At 54.8% G+C, this 19,203-nt stretch carries 20 protein-coding genes; 13 read left to right on the top strand and 7 right to left on the bottom strand.

The genetic code is table 11. The features are described from left to right. Positions 1-3 precede the first annotated feature (3 nt). The 9 genes from infB to mtr all read left to right on the top strand — a co-directional run bounded on the left by infB (position 4) and on the right by mtr (position 11,505). Positions 4-2,682 carry a translation initiation factor IF-2 gene (gene infB, locus ACLJRH_RS10760; protein ID WP_000133064.1) on the top strand — a complete coding sequence of 893 codons (2,679 nt, stop codon included), beginning with the start codon at positions 4-6 and terminating at the stop codon, positions 2,680-2,682. A 220-nt stretch (positions 2,683-2,902) separates the two neighbouring features. Beyond that, positions 2,903-3,304, top strand: a complete 402-nt coding sequence (gene rbfA, locus ACLJRH_RS10755) for a 30S ribosome-binding factor RbfA (RefSeq protein ID WP_001040208.1) — start codon at positions 2,903-2,905, stop codon at positions 3,302-3,304. Further along, complete coding sequence (truB, locus tag ACLJRH_RS10750; protein ID WP_023137152.1) at positions 3,304-4,248, top strand: tRNA pseudouridine(55) synthase TruB; 945 nt, start codon at positions 3,304-3,306, stop codon at positions 4,246-4,248. The genes rbfA and truB overlap by 1 nt, the downstream gene beginning before the upstream one ends. Before the next feature lie 150 nt (positions 4,249-4,398). Further along, positions 4,399-4,668: a 30S ribosomal protein S15 gene (gene rpsO / locus ACLJRH_RS10745; protein ID WP_000059465.1), complete on the top strand. Its 270-nt coding sequence runs from the start codon at positions 4,399-4,401 to the stop codon at positions 4,666-4,668. 241 nt (positions 4,669-4,909) lie between these two features. Next, positions 4,910-7,045, top strand: coding sequence for a polyribonucleotide nucleotidyltransferase (gene pnp / locus ACLJRH_RS10740; protein WP_001670767.1), 2,136 nt, complete (start codon positions 4,910-4,912; stop codon positions 7,043-7,045). Between the two features lie 109 nt (positions 7,046-7,154). Further along, positions 7,155-8,039 (top strand): lipoprotein NlpI, encoded by an 885-nt coding sequence (gene nlpI / locus ACLJRH_RS10735; protein ID WP_000802069.1) that lies wholly within the window; start codon positions 7,155-7,157, stop codon positions 8,037-8,039. Positions 8,040-8,144: 105 nt separating this feature from the next. After that, complete coding sequence (gene yrbN / locus ACLJRH_RS10730) at positions 8,145-8,225, top strand: protein YrbN (RefSeq protein ID WP_010723222.1); 81 nt, start codon at positions 8,145-8,147, stop codon at positions 8,223-8,225. Next, complete coding sequence (deaD, locus tag ACLJRH_RS10725; RefSeq protein ID WP_000807248.1) at positions 8,218-10,107, top strand: ATP-dependent RNA helicase DeaD; 1,890 nt, start codon at positions 8,218-8,220, stop codon at positions 10,105-10,107. Before yrbN ends, deaD begins: the two co-directional genes overlap by 8 nt. Before the next feature lie 153 nt (positions 10,108-10,260). Continuing rightward, positions 10,261-11,505, top strand: coding sequence for a tryptophan permease (gene mtr, locus ACLJRH_RS10720; protein ID WP_000224374.1), 1,245 nt, complete (start codon positions 10,261-10,263; stop codon positions 11,503-11,505). Between the two features lie 90 nt (positions 11,506-11,595). On the opposite strand, the gene ACLJRH_RS10715 is transcribed toward mtr, so the two are convergent. The 3 genes from ACLJRH_RS10715 to ACLJRH_RS10705 form a co-directional block, all read right to left on the bottom strand. Next, on the bottom strand, positions 11,596-12,603 hold the full coding sequence (locus ACLJRH_RS10715; RefSeq protein ID WP_000130432.1) for a luciferase-like monooxygenase: 1,008 nt from the start codon (positions 12,601-12,603) through the stop codon (positions 11,596-11,598). Positions 12,604-12,780: 177 nt separating this feature from the next. Next, complete coding sequence (locus ACLJRH_RS10710; protein WP_077909924.1) at positions 12,781-13,677, bottom strand: U32 family peptidase; 897 nt, start codon at positions 13,675-13,677, stop codon at positions 12,781-12,783. Next, positions 13,668-14,663: a peptidase U32 family protein gene (locus ACLJRH_RS10705; RefSeq protein WP_000421309.1), complete on the bottom strand. Its 996-nt coding sequence runs from the start codon at positions 14,661-14,663 to the stop codon at positions 13,668-13,670. Before ACLJRH_RS10705 ends, ACLJRH_RS10710 begins: the two co-directional genes overlap by 10 nt. A gap of 216 nt (positions 14,664-14,879) precedes the next feature. On the opposite strand from ACLJRH_RS10705, the gene ACLJRH_RS10700 reads away from it, so the two are divergent. Continuing rightward, entirely contained in the window at positions 14,880-15,404 is a 525-nt protein-coding gene (locus ACLJRH_RS10700) for an SCP2 domain-containing protein (RefSeq protein WP_000884721.1), read from the top strand. After that, the gene (locus ACLJRH_RS10695; protein ID WP_023137151.1) at positions 15,398-15,901 is read left to right on the top strand and encodes a GNAT family N-acetyltransferase; all 504 of its coding nucleotides are present in this window, start codon (positions 15,398-15,400) and stop codon (positions 15,899-15,901) included. Before ACLJRH_RS10700 ends, ACLJRH_RS10695 begins: the two co-directional genes overlap by 7 nt. Here the strand turns inward: ACLJRH_RS10695 and ACLJRH_RS10690 are convergent. Continuing rightward, positions 15,888-16,205 carry a GIY-YIG nuclease family protein gene (locus ACLJRH_RS10690; RefSeq protein ID WP_000928379.1) on the bottom strand — a complete coding sequence of 106 codons (318 nt, stop codon included), beginning with the start codon at positions 16,203-16,205 and terminating at the stop codon, positions 15,888-15,890. The genes ACLJRH_RS10695 and ACLJRH_RS10690 overlap by 14 nt on opposite strands. Positions 16,206-16,242: 37 nt before the next feature. On the opposite strand from ACLJRH_RS10690, the gene ACLJRH_RS10685 reads away from it, so the two are divergent. Then, entirely contained in the window at positions 16,243-16,686 is a 444-nt protein-coding gene (locus ACLJRH_RS10685) for a YhbP family protein (RefSeq protein WP_000380407.1), read from the top strand. On the opposite strand, the gene yhbO is transcribed toward ACLJRH_RS10685, so the two are convergent. Next, positions 16,666-17,184: a protein/nucleic acid deglycase gene (gene yhbO / locus ACLJRH_RS10680; RefSeq protein ID WP_000037599.1), complete on the bottom strand. Its 519-nt coding sequence runs from the start codon at positions 17,182-17,184 to the stop codon at positions 16,666-16,668. The two genes, ACLJRH_RS10685 and yhbO, sit on opposite strands and share 21 nt — an antisense overlap. Before the next feature lie 130 nt (positions 17,185-17,314). Between yhbO and ACLJRH_RS10675 the strand changes: the two genes are divergently transcribed. Then, positions 17,315-17,950 carry an NAD(P)H-binding protein gene (locus ACLJRH_RS10675; RefSeq protein WP_001532495.1) on the top strand — a complete coding sequence of 212 codons (636 nt, stop codon included), beginning with the start codon at positions 17,315-17,317 and terminating at the stop codon, positions 17,948-17,950. Positions 17,951-18,016: 66 nt separating this feature from the next. Here ACLJRH_RS10675 and dolP read toward each other — a convergent pair whose 3' ends face one another. Further along, positions 18,017-18,592: a division/outer membrane stress-associated lipid-binding lipoprotein gene (dolP, locus tag ACLJRH_RS10670; protein ID WP_000643280.1), complete on the bottom strand. Its 576-nt coding sequence runs from the start codon at positions 18,590-18,592 to the stop codon at positions 18,017-18,019. A gap of 9 nt (positions 18,593-18,601) precedes the next feature. Then, positions 18,602-19,192, bottom strand: coding sequence for a DnaA initiator-associating protein DiaA (diaA, locus tag ACLJRH_RS10665; RefSeq protein WP_000893481.1), 591 nt, complete (start codon positions 19,190-19,192; stop codon positions 18,602-18,604). Positions 19,193-19,203 lie beyond the last annotated feature (11 nt).

Here is a 19,203-nt window from a genome sequence, read left to right as displayed (position 1 = left end):
AGCATGACAGATGTAACCCTAAAAGCGCTGGCCGCAGAGAGACAGGTTTCCGTGGATCGCCTGGTACAGCAGTTTGCTGATGCAGGTATCCGGAAATCTGCTGACGACTCTGTGTCCGCACAAGAAAAACAGACTTTACTGGCGCACCTGAACCGCGAAGCGGTTTCTGGTCCCGATAAACTGACGCTGCAGCGTAAGACGCGCAGTACCCTGAATATTCCAGGTACCGGTGGAAAAAGTAAATCGGTACAAATCGAAGTCCGCAAGAAGCGCACCTTTGTGAAACGCGATCCGCAAGAGGCTGAACGCCTGGCCGCGGAAGAGCAGGCGCAGCGTGAAGCGGAAGAGCAAGCCCGTCGTGAGGCAGAAGAACAGGCCAAACGCGAGGCGCAACAAAAAGCTGAACGCGAGGCCGCAGAACAAGCTAAGCGTGAAGCCGCTGAAAAAGCGAAACGTGAAGCTGCGGAAAAAGACAAAGTGAGCAATCAACAGACTGACGATATGACCAAAACCGCCCAGGCCGAAAAAGCCCGCCGTGAGAATGAAGCTGCAGAGCTGAAGCGTAAAGCGGAAGAAGAAGCACGTCGCAAACTCGAAGAAGAAGCGCGTCGTGTAGCAGAAGAAGCTCGCCGCATGGCGGAAGAAAACAAATGGACCGCAACGCCTGAGCCAGTAGAAGACACCAGTGACTATCATGTCACCACTTCTCAGCACGCGCGCCAGGCCGAAGACGAAAACGATCGTGAAGTTGAAGGCGGTCGTGGTCGTGGCCGTAATGCAAAAGCGGCGCGTCCGGCGAAAAAAGGCAAACATGCCGAATCCAAAGCCGATCGCGAAGAAGCGCGTGCTGCGGTTCGCGGCGGTAAAGGCGGCAAGCGTAAAGGGTCTTCTTTACAGCAAGGCTTCCAGAAGCCCGCTCAGGCCGTTAACCGCGACGTGGTGATCGGTGAAACCATCACCGTTGGCGAACTGGCGAACAAGATGGCGGTGAAAGGTTCTCAGGTCATCAAAGCGATGATGAAGCTGGGCGCCATGGCCACCATCAACCAGGTCATCGACCAGGAAACCGCACAGCTGGTTGCCGAAGAGATGGGCCACAAAGTTATCCTGCGTCGTGAAAACGAACTGGAAGAAGCGGTAATGAGCGACCGTGATACCGGCGCTGCGGCTGAACCGCGCGCACCGGTTGTGACCATCATGGGTCACGTTGACCACGGTAAAACCTCTCTGCTGGACTACATTCGTTCCACGAAAGTAGCCTCTGGCGAAGCGGGCGGCATTACCCAGCACATCGGTGCTTACCACGTTGAAACTGACAACGGGATGATCACCTTCCTGGATACCCCGGGTCACGCCGCGTTTACTTCTATGCGTGCTCGCGGCGCCCAGGCAACGGATATCGTGGTTCTGGTGGTAGCGGCAGACGACGGTGTGATGCCGCAGACTATCGAAGCTATCCAGCACGCGAAAGCGGCAGGTGTGCCGGTCGTGGTTGCGGTGAACAAAATCGATAAGCCGGAAGCCGATCCGGATCGCGTTAAGAACGAACTGTCCCAGTACGGCATTCTGCCGGAAGAGTGGGGCGGTGAAAGCCAGTTCGTTCACGTGTCTGCGAAAGCGGGTACCGGTATTGACGAACTGCTTGATGCTATCCTGCTGCAGGCCGAAGTTCTGGAACTGAAAGCGGTACGCAAAGGTATGGCGAGCGGCGCGGTGATCGAATCCTTCCTGGATAAAGGTCGTGGTCCGGTGGCTACCGTTCTGGTACGCGAAGGTACGCTGCATAAGGGCGATATCGTGCTGTGTGGCTTCGAATACGGCCGCGTGCGTGCGATGCGTAACGAACTGGGTCAGGAAGTGCTGGAAGCGGGTCCGTCCATTCCGGTGGAAATCCTCGGCCTGTCCGGCGTTCCGGCTGCGGGTGACGAAGTGACCGTCGTTCGCGACGAGAAGAAAGCCCGTGAAGTTGCTCTGTATCGTCAGGGTAAATTCCGTGAAGTTAAACTGGCGCGTCAGCAGAAATCTAAACTCGAGAACATGTTCGCCAACATGACCGAAGGCGAAGTTCACGAAGTGAACATCGTGCTGAAGGCCGACGTACAGGGTTCTGTGGAAGCGATCTCCGACTCCTTGCTGAAACTGTCTACCGACGAAGTGAAAGTGAAGATCATCGGTTCTGGCGTAGGTGGTATCACCGAAACCGACGCGACCCTGGCTGCGGCGTCCAACGCCATTCTGGTGGGCTTCAACGTTCGTGCCGATGCCTCTGCGCGTAAAGTGATCGAATCTGAAAGCCTGGATCTGCGTTACTACTCCGTCATCTATAACCTGATCGACGAAGTGAAAGCGGCGATGAGCGGTATGCTGTCTCCGGAACTGAAACAGCAGATCATCGGTCTGGCTGAAGTGCGCGATGTGTTCAAATCGCCGAAATTCGGCGCGATCGCGGGCTGTATGGTTACCGAAGGTACGATTAAACGCCATAACCCAATCCGCGTTCTGCGTGACAACGTGGTTATCTATGAAGGCGAGCTGGAATCCCTGCGCCGCTTCAAAGATGACGTTAACGAAGTCCGTAACGGCATGGAATGTGGTATCGGCGTGAAGAACTACAACGACGTTCGCGTTGGCGATATGATCGAAGTATTCGAGATTATCGAGATCCAACGTACTATCGCTTAATCTTCGTCGTCTTTTGGGCCGCAACGGCGTTGGCTGCGCTCGCTCACCCCGGTCACATAGTTATCTATGCTCCCGGGGATTTACGAGCTTGCCGCCTTGTTGCAATCCAAAATCCTTAGAAGATGATTAGGCGTAGGCCGGGTAAGCGAAGCGCCACCCGGCAAGAAATTTAAAAAGGGGCTTATGGCCCCTTTTTTGTCTTTATTCTGGAGAATTTATTATGGCGAAAGAATTTGGTCGCCCTCAGCGCGTAGCGCAAGAGATGCAGAAAGAGATCGCGCTCATCCTGCAACGCGAAATCAAAGATCCACGTGTAGGTATGATGACCACCGTATCGGGTGTTGAAATGTCCCGCGATCTGGCATACGCCAAAGTATTCGTGACGTTCCTCAACGATCAGGACGAAGCGGCTGTGAAAAACGGCATTAAGGCCCTGCAGGAAGCGTCTGGTTTCATCCGCAGCTTGCTGGGTAAAGCGATGCGTCTGCGCATCGTACCGGAACTGACCTTCTTCTACGACAACTCGCTGGTGGAAGGGATGCGTATGTCCAACCTGGTGACTAACGTGGTGAAACATGACGAAGAACGTCGTGTGAACCCGGACGACAGCAAGGAGGACTGATGAGTCGTCCTCGTCGTCGTGGCCGCGACATTCACGGCGTGCTGCTGCTGGATAAGCCGCAGGGTATGTCCAGCAATGACGTGCTGCAGAAAGTTAAGCGCATCTACAATGCCAACCGCGCCGGGCATACCGGCGCGCTGGACCCGCTGGCGACCGGCATGTTGCCGATTTGCCTCGGCGAAGCGACAAAATTTTCGCAGTACCTGCTGGATTCTGACAAACGCTATCGTGTTATTGCCCGTCTGGGGCAGCGCACGGATACCTCTGACGCCGATGGTCAAATCGTGCAGGAGCGTCCGGTGACTTTCAGCGCTGAGCAGCTTGCGAGCGCGCTGGAGACCTTTCGTGGGGATATCGAACAGATTCCGTCGATGTATTCGGCGCTGAAGTATCAGGGCAAGAAGCTGTACGAATATGCCCGCCAGGGTATCGAAGTGCCGCGCGAAGGCCGCCCGATTACCGTCTATGAGCTGCTGTTTATTCGCCATGAAGGTAACGAGCTGGAGCTGGAAGTTCACTGCTCCAAAGGCACCTATATTCGTACCATTATTGATGATTTAGGTGAGAAACTGGGCTGTGGCGCGCACGTAACGTACCTGCGTCGTCTGACGGTCAGCAAGTATCCGATTGAGCGAATGGTGACGCTGGAGCACTTGCGCGAGCTGGTAGCACAGGCGGAACAGCAGGGCGTTCCGGCGGCGCAGTTGCTCGATCCATTATTGATGCCAATGGACAGTCCAGCTTCGGACTATCCTGTTGTTAATCTGCCGTTAACATCTTCGGTATACTTCAAGAATGGCAACCCGGTTCGTACCTCGGGCGCGCCGTTGAAGGGACTGGTTCGTGTGACGGAAGGTGAAGACGATAAATTTATCGGTATGGGCGAAATTGACGACGAAGGCCGTGTCGCGCCTCGTCGGCTGGTAGTAGAGTACCCAGCGTAACGTCGCTTCGTCTTGCGATAAGAGAGCGCTGCGAGTAGAATACCGCCGCTTAACGTCGCGTAAATTATTTAACAGTTTACACGGCGTACACTGGGATCGCTGAATTAGAGATCGGCGTCCTCTCATTCTTAAATACTTTGGAGTTTTAAAATGTCTCTAAGTACTGAAGCTACAGCTAAAATCGTTTCTGAGTTCGGTCGTGACGCAAACGACACCGGTTCTACCGATGTTCAGGTTGCTCTGTTGACTGCACAGATTAACCACCTGCAGGGTCACTTTGCAGAGCATAAAAAAGATCACCACAGCCGTCGTGGTCTGCTGCGTATGGTTTCTCAGCGTCGTAAACTGCTCGACTACCTGAAACGTAAAGATGTTGCACGCTACACCGCGCTGATTGAGCGTCTGGGTCTGCGTCGCTAATTCTTTCGAGTTTCAGAAAGAGGGGGCCTTCATGGCCCCTTTTTTCCAGCAGATGGCAGCAATTCGCTGGAAACTAATGTATTGTTGCTATGAATGATCTTCCGTTGCAGAGGTTCGCGCGGCTAATGAGAGGCTTTACCCATATCAGGGTTAGGGTTGTCATTAGTCGCGAGGATGCGCAGAAGATCGGGTATTAACGACGGCGCGTATTATGCCGTCAAAAATTGGAAAGGATATTATTTTGCTTAATCCGATCGTTCGTAAATTCCAGTACGGTCAGCATACCGTTACGCTGGAAACTGGCATGATGGCGCGTCAGGCCACTGCCGCTGTTATGGTAAGCATGGATGACACCGCCGTATTCGTTACCGTTGTCGGCCAGAAAAAAGCCAAGCCAGGCCAGGACTTCTTCCCACTGACCGTTAACTATCAGGAGCGTACCTACGCTGCTGGTCGTATCCCGGGCAGCTTCTTCCGTCGTGAAGGCCGTCCAAGCGAAGGCGAAACCCTGATCGCGCGTCTGATTGACCGCCCGGTTCGTCCGCTGTTCCCGGAAGGCTTCGTTAACGAAGTGCAGGTTATCGCGACCGTCGTTTCCGTTAACCCGCAGGTTAACCCGGATATCGTGGCGATGATCGGCGCATCTGCTGCGCTGTCGCTGTCCGGCATTCCGTTCAACGGCCCAATCGGCGCGGCGCGCGTAGGTTACATCAATGACCAGTACGTGCTGAACCCGACCCAGGACGAGCTGAAAGAAAGCAAGCTGGACCTGGTGGTTGCCGGTACCGAAGCGGCTGTGCTGATGGTGGAATCCGAAGCTGAACTGCTGAGCGAAGACACTATGCTGGGCGCGGTGGTATTCGGTCACGAGCAGCAGCAGGTTGTTATCCAGGCGATCAACGATCTGGTGAAAGAAGCCGGTAAACCACGTTGGGACTGGCAGCCGGAAGCCGTCAACGACGCGTTGAACGCGCGTGTTGCTGCGCTTGCTGAATCTCGTCTGAGCGACGCGTACCGCATCACCGATAAACAAGAACGCTATGCTCAGGTTGACGTAATCAAATCCGAAACCATCGAGCAGCTTATTGCAGAAGATGAAACTCTGGATGCTAACGAGCTGGGCGAAATCCTGCACGCTATTGAGAAAAACGTGGTGCGTAGCCGCGTACTGGCAGGCGAGCCGCGTATTGATGGCCGTGAAAAAGACATGATCCGTGGTCTGGACGTGCGCACTGGCGTGCTGCCGCGTACTCACGGTTCCGCTCTGTTTACCCGTGGTGAAACGCAGGCGCTGGTTACCGCGACTCTGGGTACTGCTCGTGACGCGCAGGTGCTTGATGAACTGATGGGCGAGCGCACTGATAGCTTCCTGTTCCACTACAACTTCCCTCCGTACTCCGTAGGCGAAACCGGCATGGTCGGTTCTCCGAAGCGTCGTGAAATTGGTCACGGTCGTCTGGCGAAGCGCGGCGTGCTGGCAGTGATGCCGGACATGGATAAATTCCCGTACACCGTTCGCGTGGTGTCTGAAATCACCGAATCCAACGGTTCTTCCTCTATGGCTTCCGTGTGCGGCGCTTCTCTGGCGCTGATGGACGCTGGCGTGCCAATTAAAGCCGCCGTAGCAGGTATCGCTATGGGTCTGGTGAAAGAAGGCGACAACTACGTTGTACTGTCTGACATTCTGGGCGACGAAGATCACCTGGGCGATATGGACTTCAAAGTGGCGGGTTCCCGCGACGGTATCTCTGCGCTGCAGATGGATATCAAAATTGAAGGTATCACCAAAGAGATCATGCAGGTTGCGTTGAACCAGGCTAAAGGTGCGCGTCTGCACATCCTGGGCGTGATGGAACAGGCGATCAACGCGCCGCGCGGCGATATCTCTGAATTTGCGCCGCGTATCCATACCATCAAGATCAGCACGGACAAGATCAAAGACGTGATCGGTAAAGGCGGTTCTGTGATCCGCGCGCTGACTGAAGAGACCGGCACCACCATCGAAATCGAAGATGACGGTACTGTGAAGATCGCGGCGACCGACGGTGAAAAAGCGAAATACGCTATCCGTCGTATCGAAGAGATTACCGCGGAGATCGAAGTTGGCCGTATCTACAATGGTAAAGTGACCCGTATCGTTGACTTTGGCGCGTTTGTTGCCATCGGCGGCGGTAAAGAAGGTCTGGTTCACATCTCTCAAATCGCGGATAAGCGTGTAGAGAAAGTGACCGACTATCTGCAGATGGGTCAGGAAGTCCCGGTTAAGGTTCTGGAAGTTGACCGCCAGGGCCGTGTACGTCTGAGCATTAAAGAAGCAACCGAGCAGTCTCAACCTGCGGCTGCGCCGGAAGCTCCGGCGAGCGAACAGGCCGAGTAAGGTAGCCTTTTGCCCTCCGCACTGCGGAGGGCTTTAGACCTGGCTGGACGCCTTGTTGAGCCACCGGGGAACAGGACGTTCATTCAATCGTTGTCTTCGGGAGTGGGAAATGAAGCCTTTTTTGCGCTGGTGTTTCGTTGCGACAGCACTTACGCTTGCAGGATGCAGTAATTCCGCCTGGCGTAAAAGTGAAGTCCTCGCAGTACCATTGCAACCGACTTTACAGCAGGAAGTGATTCTGGCGCGTATGGAACAGATTCTTGCCAGTCGGGCTTTAACCGATGACGAACGCGCACAGCTTTTATATGAGCGCGGAGTGTTGTATGATAGTCTTGGTTTGAGGGCATTAGCGCGAAATGATTTTTCACAAGCGCTGGCAATCAGACCGGATATGCCTGAAGTATTCAATTACTTAGGCATTTATTTAACGCAGGCAGGCAATTTTGATGCTGCCTATGAAGCGTTTGATTCTGTACTAGAGCTTGATCCAACTTACAACTACGCGCACTTAAACCGCGGTATCGCATTGTATTACGGCGGCCGTGATAAGTTAGCGCAAGATGATCTGCTGGCGTTTTATCAAGACGATCCCAATGATCCTTACCGCAGCCTGTGGCTGTATCTTGTTGAGCAGAAGCTTAATGAGAAGCAGGCGAAAGAAGCGTTAAAAGCACGCTTCGAAAAATCGGATAAAGAGCAATGGGGATGGAACATTGTCGAGTTCTACCTGGGCGACATTAGCGAAGCAACGCTGATGGAAAGGCTCAAGGCGGACGCAACGGATAACACCTCGCTCGCTGAGCATCTCAGTGAAACCAACTTCTATTTAGGTAAGTATTACCTAAGTCTGGGGGATTTGGACAGCGCCACGGCTCTGTTCAAACTGGCGGTGGCCAACAACGTTCATAACTTTGTTGAGCACCGATACGCATTGTTGGAATTATCGCTCCTGGGCCAGGACCAAGATGACCTGGCAGAATCGGACCAGCAATAGCTGACGAACATATCAGCCCGTAATCTTTTTGATTGCCATCACCTTCGCGGGTGAGGGCGTTGTTGTTCGTTAATACACCTACTTTGAGCCGGTTCACACTTTTCAATGAAAATTGCAGATCAATTTCATGATGAGTTATGTAGACTGGCCGCCATTAATTTTGAGGCACACGTACTACATGGCTGAATTCGAAACCACTTTTGCAGATCTGGGGCTGAAGGCTCCTATCCTTGAAGCCCTTACCGATCTGGGTTACGAAAAACCATCTCCAATCCAGGCAGAGTGCATTCCGCATCTGCTGGGCGGTCGCGACGTGCTGGGCATGGCCCAGACCGGTAGCGGCAAAACCGCAGCGTTCTCTTTACCGCTGCTCAACAATCTTGATCCTGAGCTGAAGGCACCTCAGATTCTGGTGCTGGCGCCAACCCGCGAACTGGCGGTACAGGTTGCCGAAGCCATGACGGATTTCTCTAAACACATGCGCGGCGTAAACGTGGTTGCCCTGTACGGCGGTCAGCGTTATGACGTGCAGTTACGCGCCCTGCGTCAGGGGCCGCAGATCGTTGTCGGTACGCCGGGACGTCTGCTTGATCACTTAAAACGCGGCACCCTCGACCTCTCTAAACTGAGTGGTCTGGTGCTGGATGAAGCCGACGAAATGCTGCGTATGGGCTTCATCGAAGACGTTGAAACTATTATGGCGCAGATCCCGGAAGGTCATCAGACCGCTCTGTTCTCCGCCACCATGCCGGAAGCGATTCGTCGCATTACCCGCCGCTTTATGAAAGAGCCGCAGGAAGTGCGCATTCAGTCCAGCGTGACTACCCGTCCTGACATCAGCCAGAGCTACTGGACTGTCTGGGGTATGCGTAAAAACGAAGCGCTGGTGCGTTTCCTGGAAGCGGAAGACTTTGATGCGGCGATTATCTTCGTGCGTACCAAAAACGCGACCCTGGAAGTAGCAGAAGCGCTGGAACGTAGCGGCTACAACAGCGCCGCGTTGAATGGCGATATGAACCAGGCGCTGCGTGAGCAGACTCTGGAACGCCTGAAAGATGGTCGTCTGGACATCCTGATCGCTACCGACGTTGCGGCACGTGGTCTGGACGTTGAACGTATCAGCCTGGTGGTGAACTACGATATCCCGATGGATTCCGAGTCCTACGTTCACCGTATCGGTCGTACCGGCCGTGCGGGTCGCGCCGGTCGCGCGCTGCTGTTCGTTGAGAACCGCGAGCGTCGTCTGCTGCGCAACATCGAACGCACCATGAAGCTGACCATTCCGGAAGTGGAACTGCCGAACGCAGAACTGCTGGGTAAACGCCGTCTGGAAAAATTCGCCGCGAAAGTTCAGCAGCAACTGGAAAGCAGCGATCTGGATCAGTACCGTGCGCTGCTGGCGAAAATCCAGCCGTCTGCTGAAGGCGAAGAGCTGGATCTCGAAACGCTGGCCGCCGCACTGCTGAAAATGGCGCAGGGCGAGCGTCCGCTGATTCTGCCGCCGGATGCGCCGATGCGTCCCAAGCGTGAATTCCGTGACCGTGACGACCGTGGTCCGCGCGATCGTAATGACCGTGGCCCGCGTGGCGACCGTGAAGAACGTCCGCGTCGTGAACGTCGTGACGTTGGCGATATGCAGTTATACCGCATTGAAGTGGGCCGTGATGACGGCGTTGAAGTTCGTCATATCGTGGGCGCTATCGCTAACGAAGGCGACATCAGCAGCCGTTACATTGGTAACATTAAGCTGTTCGCGTCTCACTCCACCATCGAGCTGCCGAAAGGTATGCCGGGCGAAGTGTTGCAGCACTTCACGCGTACCCGCATTCTGAACAAGCCGATGAATATGCAGTTGTTGGGTGATGCTGTTCCGCACGCGGGCGGCGAACGTCGCGGCGGTGGTCGTAGCTTCAGTGGCGAACGTCGTGAAGGCGGTCGTAATTTCAGCGGCGAACGTCGTGAAGGTGGTCGTGGTGATGGTCGTCGCTTCAGCGGCGAGCGTCGTGAAAGCCGTGGTCCGCGTCGTGATGACTCTACCGGTCGCCGTCGTTTCGGCGGCGATGCGTAACTCACGCTGACCTGCGCATTCACAGCGTAAAGTAAAATATACAGCCCCGATCGTCACAATCGGGGCTTTTTTTATTTCTTTTGTACTCGTGTACTGGTACAGTGCAGCGTATTGAGAGATAGTCACACTATAAATGACTGGAGAGAGAGCTGAATGGCAACACTTACCACCACCCAAACGTCACCTTCGCTGCTTGGCGGCGTGGTGATTATCGGCGGCACCATCATTGGCGCGGGGATGTTCTCCCTGCCGGTGGTCATGTCCGGGGCGTGGTTCTTCTGGTCGATGGCGGCGCTGGTCTTTACCTGGTTTTGTATGCTGCACTCCGGGCTAATGATCCTCGAAGCCAACCTTAACTACCGCATTGGTTCGAGTTTCGACACCATCACCAAAGATCTGTTGGGGAAAGGCTGGAACATTGTCAACGGCATCTCTATTGCCTTTGTGCTCTACATCCTGACTTACGCCTATATCTCGGCGAGCGGCTCAATTCTGCATCATACCTTTGCTGAGATGTCGCTGAACGTTCCGGCGCGAGCGGCAGGTTTTGCCTTTGCGCTGCTGGTGGCGTTTGTCGTGTGGCTGAGTACGAAGGCGGTCAGTCGGATGACGGCGATTGTGCTGGGCGCGAAAGTGATTACTTTCTTCCTGACCTTCGGCAGCCTGTTAGGACACGTTCAGCCTGCCACGTTGTTTAACGTGGCTGAAAGCCACGCGTCATATACGCCGTACCTGCTGATGACGCTGCCATTTTGTCTGGCCTCTTTTGGTTATCACGGTAACGTACCGAGCCTGATGAAATATTACGGCAAAGATCCGCGCACCATCGTGAAATGCCTGATTTATGGAACGTTACTGGCGCTGGCGCTCTATTCCGTCTGGCTGCTGGGGACGATGGGCAACATCCCGCGTCCAGAATTTATCGGCATTGCACAGAAAGGCGGCAATATTGATGTGCTGGTACAGGCGTTAAGCGGCGTGCTGAACAGCCGCAGCCTGGATCTGCTGCTGGTGGTGTTCTCTAACTTTGCGGTCGCCAGTTCCTTCCTCGGCGTGACGCTGGGGCTGTTTGACTATCTGGCGGATCTGTTTGGTTTTGATGACTCGGCAATGGGGCGTTTTAAAACCGCACTGCTGACGTTTGTGCCGCCAATTGTCGGTGGCCTGCTGTGGCCGAACGGTTTTCTGTACGCCATTGGCTATGCAGGTTTAGCTGCAACTATCTGGGCGGCCATTGTGCCTGCGCTGTTAGCACGTAAATCTCGCGAACGTTTCGGCAGCCCGAAATTCCGCGTCTGGGGCGGCACGCCGATGATTGTACTGATTCTGGTCTTCGGTGTCGGCAACGCGGTTATCCATATTCTGTCGAGCTTTAATTTGCTGCCGGTGTACCAGTAACGTTATTGTGCCGGATGGCGGTTGCACCTTATCCGGCCTACTTGATGCTGTAGGCCCGGTAAGCGAAGCGCCTCCGGGCAAAACAACGCACTACCCCAACAATTCCTGCTTCACATCCATCGCCAAATCAAACGAATGCAGCCGCGCCTGGTGGTCGAAAATCTGCCCGTTGACCATAATTTCATCCGCCTGGGTTTCCCGCAGGATGGATTCCAGCCCGTGGCGGACTTTCGCTTTATCGCCGACCAGCGACATACTCAGCGCCTGCTGCACGCCATACTGCTCGGATGGCGACCAGAAGGTCTCCATATTCTCAATCGGCGGCGGCAGTTGGCCGGTTTCCCCACGGCGTAGCTTCACAAAAGCCTGCTGCATGGAGGTAAACAGGAATTCGGCGTCGCGGTTGCTGTCGGCGGCGATAATATTGATACACACCATCGCGTACGGTTTTTCCAGCCGCGCTGAAGGTTTGAACTGGGTACGGTACAGATGCAGCGCCTGGAACAACATATCCGGCGCGAAATGCGAAGCAAAGGCGAACGGTAGGCCAAGCTGGGCCGCCAACTGTGCGCTATACAGGCTGGAGCCCAACAGCCAGACCGGGATCTTCTCGCCGTAGCCGGGAACCGGGCGCACATGCGGATTAGGGTCGCGAGCGTCGAACCAGTCCACCAGCTCTGCGACATCGCGTGGAAAGTTATCGATATCGCCGCTCATATGGCGACGCAGCGCGCGCATTGTCGGCTGATCGCTACCCGGCGCGCGTCCCAACCCTAAGTCGATACGTCCCGGGTAGAGCGTATTCAGCGTGCCGAACTGCTCGGCAATCACCAGCGGTGAATGGTTAGGCAGCATCACGCCGCCGGAGCCAAGATGTAATGTTGTGGTATTGGCCGCCAGATAACCAATCAATACCGAGGTCGCCGCGCTGGCGATACCGGTCATGTTGTGATGTTCCGCCAGCCAGTAGCGGTGATAGCCGCGCTTTTCAGCCAGCCGTGCGAGATCAAGCGAGTGCGTGAAGGCTTCTTTTGCCGAAGATCCTTCAGGGATCGGCGCCAGATCCAGCACCGAGAATGGAATAGTTTTGTCAGTCATAACGGCTCACTTTGTTACCGGTTAATCTTTTAATACTGCATTAAAGATTAGCGAATGTTGTTAACAAAGTGAGCTTTATGAGACTGACGGCAAAAACAATGCCCGATAGCGCTGCGCTTATCGGGCCTACGGGAGCGCTATTTGTAGGCCCGATAAGGTCTTTATGCCGCCATCCGGCTAGGCCTGTAGCTCCAGCCCGGCCAGCCGCTTCCAGTAGCCGTTGCAGTCACTATGGGAGGCAAGCGGTAATGGCGCACCGCCGTTTTCGTTAGCGCGAAAGGCATCAAGCATGGCAAATGTCTCCGTACCCAACGGCGACAGCCGCACGATATCGACCAATCCCTGCATCGACGTCAGTTCGTTGCCAAGGTTATAGACATAGCCGCTCATGGTCTGAATACCGTTAAGCACAAACACCTGCTGATTCTCTTGCGAGAGCACGTCACGACCGTTTGGATACTTGATACAGCAGGTTTCGCACTCATCTTTCGGGCGGTCCTCCGAACGGGCGGTAAAGCAGCGAGCAGAGTAGGCCAGCGGCAGATGCCCGTAGCTCAACACTTCCACTTCAAACTGATTGCGGATGCCCAGTTCATCGCACTGATTAAGCAAATTCACCAGCCAGTCGCGGGACAGCTCCACCGGCATACACCAGCGTACCATGCCTTCTTTCAGCAACCGGCGCAGCGTGACCGCGTTGTAGCAATTCAGCGCATGGCCGGCGACAAACGGCAGTTTGCGCTCGGCGCACAGATTCACCACGCCAAGATCGCTGGCTTCCAGCAGAAAATCGCCGTTGTCCACATAGCGTTTCAGCTCGCTTAATTCAGATGACGCCTGTACCAGCGCCAGGGTGGAGAGCGCCACCTGCTTACCGCTGGCGGCGAGGGATTTCGCCATTTCCAGCCAGTCGCCGACTTTGGTCGCGCGACGCTTGCTGCACACCGCTTCGCCCAGATAAATGACATCAGCGCTGCTTTTTGCGGCCTGCTGATAAAAATCTTCCAGCGTCTCTTTCGGCCAGTAATAAAGCACCGGTCCTAAGGAATATTTCATAGCTTCTCTCACTGCCATTTACGGTGATATGCGCCAAGCGTGGTTTGAGTGCCTTCGGACATCGCGCCGAGCGTCTCCATCCAGTCGCGCTGTGGAACGAAGTTTTGCGGGGCGGCTTTGCAGCGATCGATCGCCTGGCGCCACACTTTCGCCACCTGGCTGACATAGGCCGGGCTGCGCTGGCGACCTTCGATCTTCACCGAAGCGATGTTCGCCGCCATGAGCTCCGGCAGCAGTTCCAGCGTGTTCAGGCTGGTTGGCTCCTCCAGCGCGTGATAGCGCTCGCCGTCCACTAAATAGCGGCCTTTACACAGCGTTGGGTAGCCCGCGTTTTCGCCATCCTGGTAACGGTCAATCAGGACATCATTCAGGCGCGATTCCAGCCCCTGCGGCGTTTGCTGCCAGCGAACAAAGCGGGCGGGCGAGCAGGCGCCGACGGTATTGGGCGACTCCCCCGTCAGGTAAGAAGAAAGATAGCAGCGACCTTCCGCCATAATGCACAAGCTGCCAAACGCGAATACCTCCAGCGGCACCGGCGTGACGCGGGCCAGTTGTTTTACCTGGTGAATCGACAGTACACGTGGCAGTACTACGCGGTGGACATCAAAGTTGCGGTGATAAAAGCGAATCGCCTCTTCGTTGGTTGCCGAGGCCTGAACGGAAACATGGCGCTCAATATGCGGGTAACGCTCTGCGGCATATTCCAGCATAGCGAGGTCGGCGAGAATCAACGCGTCGGCGCCAAGCTGCGCCGCCATATCCACGGCGCGCTGCCAGCGGGCATAGCCGTCCGGATGCGCAAAAGTATTAATGGCGATGTGTAATTTGCGGCGATGCTGGTGAACAAAACTCACCGCTTCCTGCAATTTTTTTTCGGTAAAGTTAAGGCCGGCAAAATGACGGGCATTGGTATCGTCTTTTAACCCGATATAAACGGCGTCAGCGCCGTTTTCGATGGCCGCCTTCAGCGCCGGGAGATTTCCGGCAGGGCAGAGCAGCTCCATAATTTATCCTGAGGGTTACGTCTGAGACGCAAAATTGTTAACGAACAGGGATTTTAGTTAACCTTGCTGCGACAATTTTTGATTTAAGGCAGTTAAAGGCGTATTGGTAACACCAATAATGGGGTAGAAAATCAGACCCAATTGTTGATTTACGCCGCCATGTGATTTATTTGATATGGCAAAATAACAGGACTATTGAAACAGGGAGTAAAGCTCGTGTTAGATAAACTGCGTTCACGCTTAGTCCATGCTGGCCCGTCTCTGATGAGTGTACCGGTTAAACTGACGCCCTTTGCGCTAAAGCGCCAGGTTCTGGAACAGGTTCTGAGCTGGCAGTTTCGTCAGGCGCTGGCCGATGGAGAGCTGGAATTCCTCGAAGGTCGTTGGTTAAGCATTCATGTTCGTGACATCGACTTAAAATGGTATACCACGGTTGAAAATGAAAAGCTGATCGTTAGCCAGCAGGCGGATGCTGACGTCAGTTTTAGCGCCGACGCCAGCGATCTGCTAATGATAGCTGCCCGTAAACAGGACCCGGATACGCTCTTTTTCCAGCGTCGACTGGTCATTGAAGGCGATACTGAGTTAGGGTTGTATGTGAAGAATCTGATGGACGCCATCGAACTGGAGCAGATGCCGAAAGCGTTACGCGTTATGCTGCTGCAACTGGCGGATTTTGTTGAGGCGGGTATGAAAAACTCGCCGGAAACCAAACAGACCTCGGTAGGTGAACCATGCTAATTCGAGTAGAAATTCCCATTGATGCGCCTGGTATTGATGCGCTGTTACGCCGTTCATTCGAAAGCGATGCGGAAGCGAAGCTGGTTCACGATTTGCGTGAAGATGGTTTTCTGACGCTCGGACTGGTGGCCACGGATGATGACGGTCAGGTGGTAGGCTATGTCGCCTTTAGTCCGGTTGATGTGCAGGGCGAAGATTTACAGTGGGTCGGCATGGCGCCGCTGGCGGTCGATGAAAAGTATCGCGGGCAAGGGCTGGCGCGCCAGTTAGTGTATGAAGGGCTGGATTCGCTCAACGAGTTCGGCTACGCGGCGGTCGTGACGTTGGGCGACCCGGCGTTATATAGCCGCTTCGGTTTTGAACTGGCCGCACATTACGATCTTCACTGCCGTTGGCCCGGTACGGAAAGCGCTTTCCAGGTACACCGTTTGGCTGAGGATGCGCTGGAAGGTGTGACGGGGCTGGTGGAGTATCACGACCACTTCAATCGTTTTTAAGCACCGGCGTTTGCAGGCTGGACAGCAGCGCCTCAAACGCTTCGCGTTCCGTCACAAGGCGCTCCTTCTGGCGCTTTGTGAGCTGTTTGATGCGATACTCTATGCGCAGGGCCAGCGAGCGATCGCCGACCTGCGCCGCAAACGCCAGCGTTAACTCGCCTTTTCCCCGTAATGCTTTTGCGCCTTTTCCCGTTTGATGCTGCCTGTAACGACGCGCCACATCGGTGGTTATTCCGGTGTAAAGCGCATTGTCTGCGGTACGAATCAGATACAGATACCAGGGTGTCATTGTCGCCATCAGCATGATAATTTTCAGATTCCCAGTATAAGCGAGAATAAAGATGGACACACTTACCGCTATTGGCCGTTGGCTGGCGAAACAACACGTGGTGACCTGGTGCGTACACCATGAGGGAGAGCTGTGGTGCGCCAATGCGTTTTATTTGTTCGATGCGCAAAACGTCGCGCTGTATCTGTTAACGGATGATAAAACCCGCCATGCGCAAATGTCCGGCGCGTGCGCGCCAGTTGCGGGAACGGTCAATGGTCAGCCGAAAACGGTGACGCGCATTCGCGGCGTACAGTTTAAAGGGGTAATTCGCCGTCTGGAGGGGCAGGAGAGCGACGCCGCGCGTAAAGCTTACCTTCGTCGCTTCCCGGTCGCCAGGGTGCTGCCAGCGCCGGTATGGGAAATCCGGCTGGATGAGATTAAATTCACCGACAACACGCTGGGGTTTGGTAAAAAACTGCACTGGTTACGCGACTCACGCGCCCAGCAGGCGTAGCGCCTCGCGGTTAAATGCCGGCAGGTCGTCAGGCGTGCGGCTGGTCACCAGCTGATCTTTATCGACGACGACTTCCTGATCGTAAAATTCCGCGCCCGCATTCTTCACATCGATAATAATCGGTTTCACCGCCGTGAGTTTGCGGCCACGAATGACATCGGCGCTGATCAACAACTGCGGGCCGTGGCAAATGGCAAAAACCGGTTTACCGCTGTTAACGAAATCGCGGGTAAAATCCACGAAACGGCTGTCGCCGCGCAGGTAGTCCGGCGAATGACCTCCCGGCAATAGCAAGGCGTCGAACTCGTCGGGACGAACGTCATCAATAGCCTTATCAATGGTGACGCTGGCCTCGCCTTTTTTTCCTTTCACCGTTTTACCCGCCTCTTTTTCGATGGTGATGACCTCATGGCCGGCCTGACGGAATTCTGCTGCCGGCGAGGTAAATTCTGAATCTTCAAATTCATCGGTAATCAAAACGGCAATTTTCTTACTCATGCGTTTCCTCCGCAGTGGTGGCGTCGGGTAAGGCAAATTTTCCACAATGATGGATACTTACCTCGTAGACTATTAAGCCTGGTCGATAGGGCCGAGAGTGCAAGGTGGACAAATCTGTAAAGGAGCGAGGATGAGTCAGGTACTGATTACCGGCGCGACCGGACTGGTCGGCGGACATCTGCTGAGAATGTTAATCAACACGCCGCAGGTGAGCGCTATCGCCGCGCCGACGCGTCGTCCGCTGACGGATATTGTCGGCGTTTATAACCCTCACGATCCGCAGCTTACCGATGCGTTAGCTCAGGTGACCGACCCGGTGGATATTGTTTTTTGCTGCCTGGGCACGACCCGGCGTGAAGCGGGAAGTAAAGCGGCGTTTATTCATGCGGATTATACGCTGGTGGTTGATACCGCGCTGACCGGGCGTCGACTGGGCGCGCAGCACATGGTGGTGGTCAGCGCAATGGGAGCAAACGCGCACTCTCCGTTTTTTTACAATCGGGTGAAAGGAGAAATGGAGGAGGCGTTAATCGCGCAAAATTGGCCTCGTTTGACGATTGCCCGGCCTTCTATGCTGCTCGGCGACAGAACAACGCGGCGGGTGAATGAAACGCTTTTCGCTCCGCTATTCCGGCTGCTGCCCGGAAACTGGAAATCGATTGATGCGCGGGATGTGGCGCGGGCCATGCTGGCGGAAGCGCTGGCGCCAGCACAAGAAGGCGTGACGATTCTGACCTCATCGCAACTGCGGGAAAAAGCGGGGTAGCGAAGCCGGATGATTTACCGGATGGCGACGCGGTTTACACATTTTTATCGCCACCCGGCACACCGGTTACTTAATATACGTAAAGGCGGTGGTCACGCGTTTCACGCCGCTCACCCGGCTGGCGATGTCCGCTGCCGCTTTACCTTCACGTTCAGTCACCAGGCCCAGCAGGAACACTTCGCCATTTTCGGTGGTGACTTTCACATTTGACGATTTTACCTGATCGCTGGTCAGTAGCTGTGAGCGAACTTTCGTGGTGATCCAGGTATCGTTAGAGGCGGTCCCCAGGCCGATAGGCTGACCCTGGCGAATCTCGTTATAGACCTCGGTGGTGCCTTCAACGCCCATCGCTATCTGTTTAGCGCGTGCGGAGAGTTCGCTGTTTGGCGACTGGCCCACTAACAAAACTTTGCCCTGATAAGCCGTGACATTGATGCGCGTCTCTTTTTTGATTTGCTCATCTTTCGACAGCGCGCTGCTGACACGCAGTTCCAGCGTTCCGTCATCCACCTGGGTGCCCACGCTACGCGGGTCGGTTGCGGCTTTGGTGCCGACGGCTGCCGTACCCACTACCGCGGCGGCGACGCAACCTTGCAATAGCAACGCAGAAATAAGGACTGCGAGCGGCGAAAATGCCTTCATGTGAACTCCTTAATCATCCTGGTGAGGAAAAAGCGTGTTATCGATCAAATCGCACAGGCAGTTTACCGTCAGCATATGCATTTCCTGAATGCGCGCGCTGTGGTGTGAAGGGATACGAATTTCGACATCCTGCGGCCCTAATAGTCCGGCCAGCTCGCCCCCGTCATACCCGGTTAGCGCCACAATGGTCATGTCACGTGTGACAGCTGCTTCAACGGCTTTTACGATATCGCGACTATTACCACGCGTAGAGATCGCCAATAAAACATCGCCTGCATGTCCCAGCGCCCGGACTTGTTTTGCATAAACTTCATCGTGCAGGCGATCGTTAGCGATCGCAGTTAAGACCACATTATCGGTATTTAGTGCAATGGCGGGTAAACTGGGTCGCTCCGTTTCAAAGCGGTTAATCATGCTGGCAGCAAAATGCTGTGCGTTGGCCGCGGACGTCCCGTTTCCACAACAGAGGATTTTGTTGCCGTTAAGCAGGGAATGAACCAGCGTCATGGCGGCGCGGGAAATGGCATCCGGAAGCGCTTCCGCCGCAGCAATTTGAGTTTGAATGCTTTCTGTAAAGCAAACTTTGATTCTTTCGAGCACGCTAATCCTTA

The sequence above is a fragment of the Salmonella sp. SAL04162 genome, from assembly GCF_046551535.1.
GTDB lineage: Bacteria > Pseudomonadota > Gammaproteobacteria > Enterobacterales > Enterobacteriaceae > Salmonella > Salmonella enterica.
This window is presented reverse-complemented; position numbering and strand designations above follow the sequence as displayed.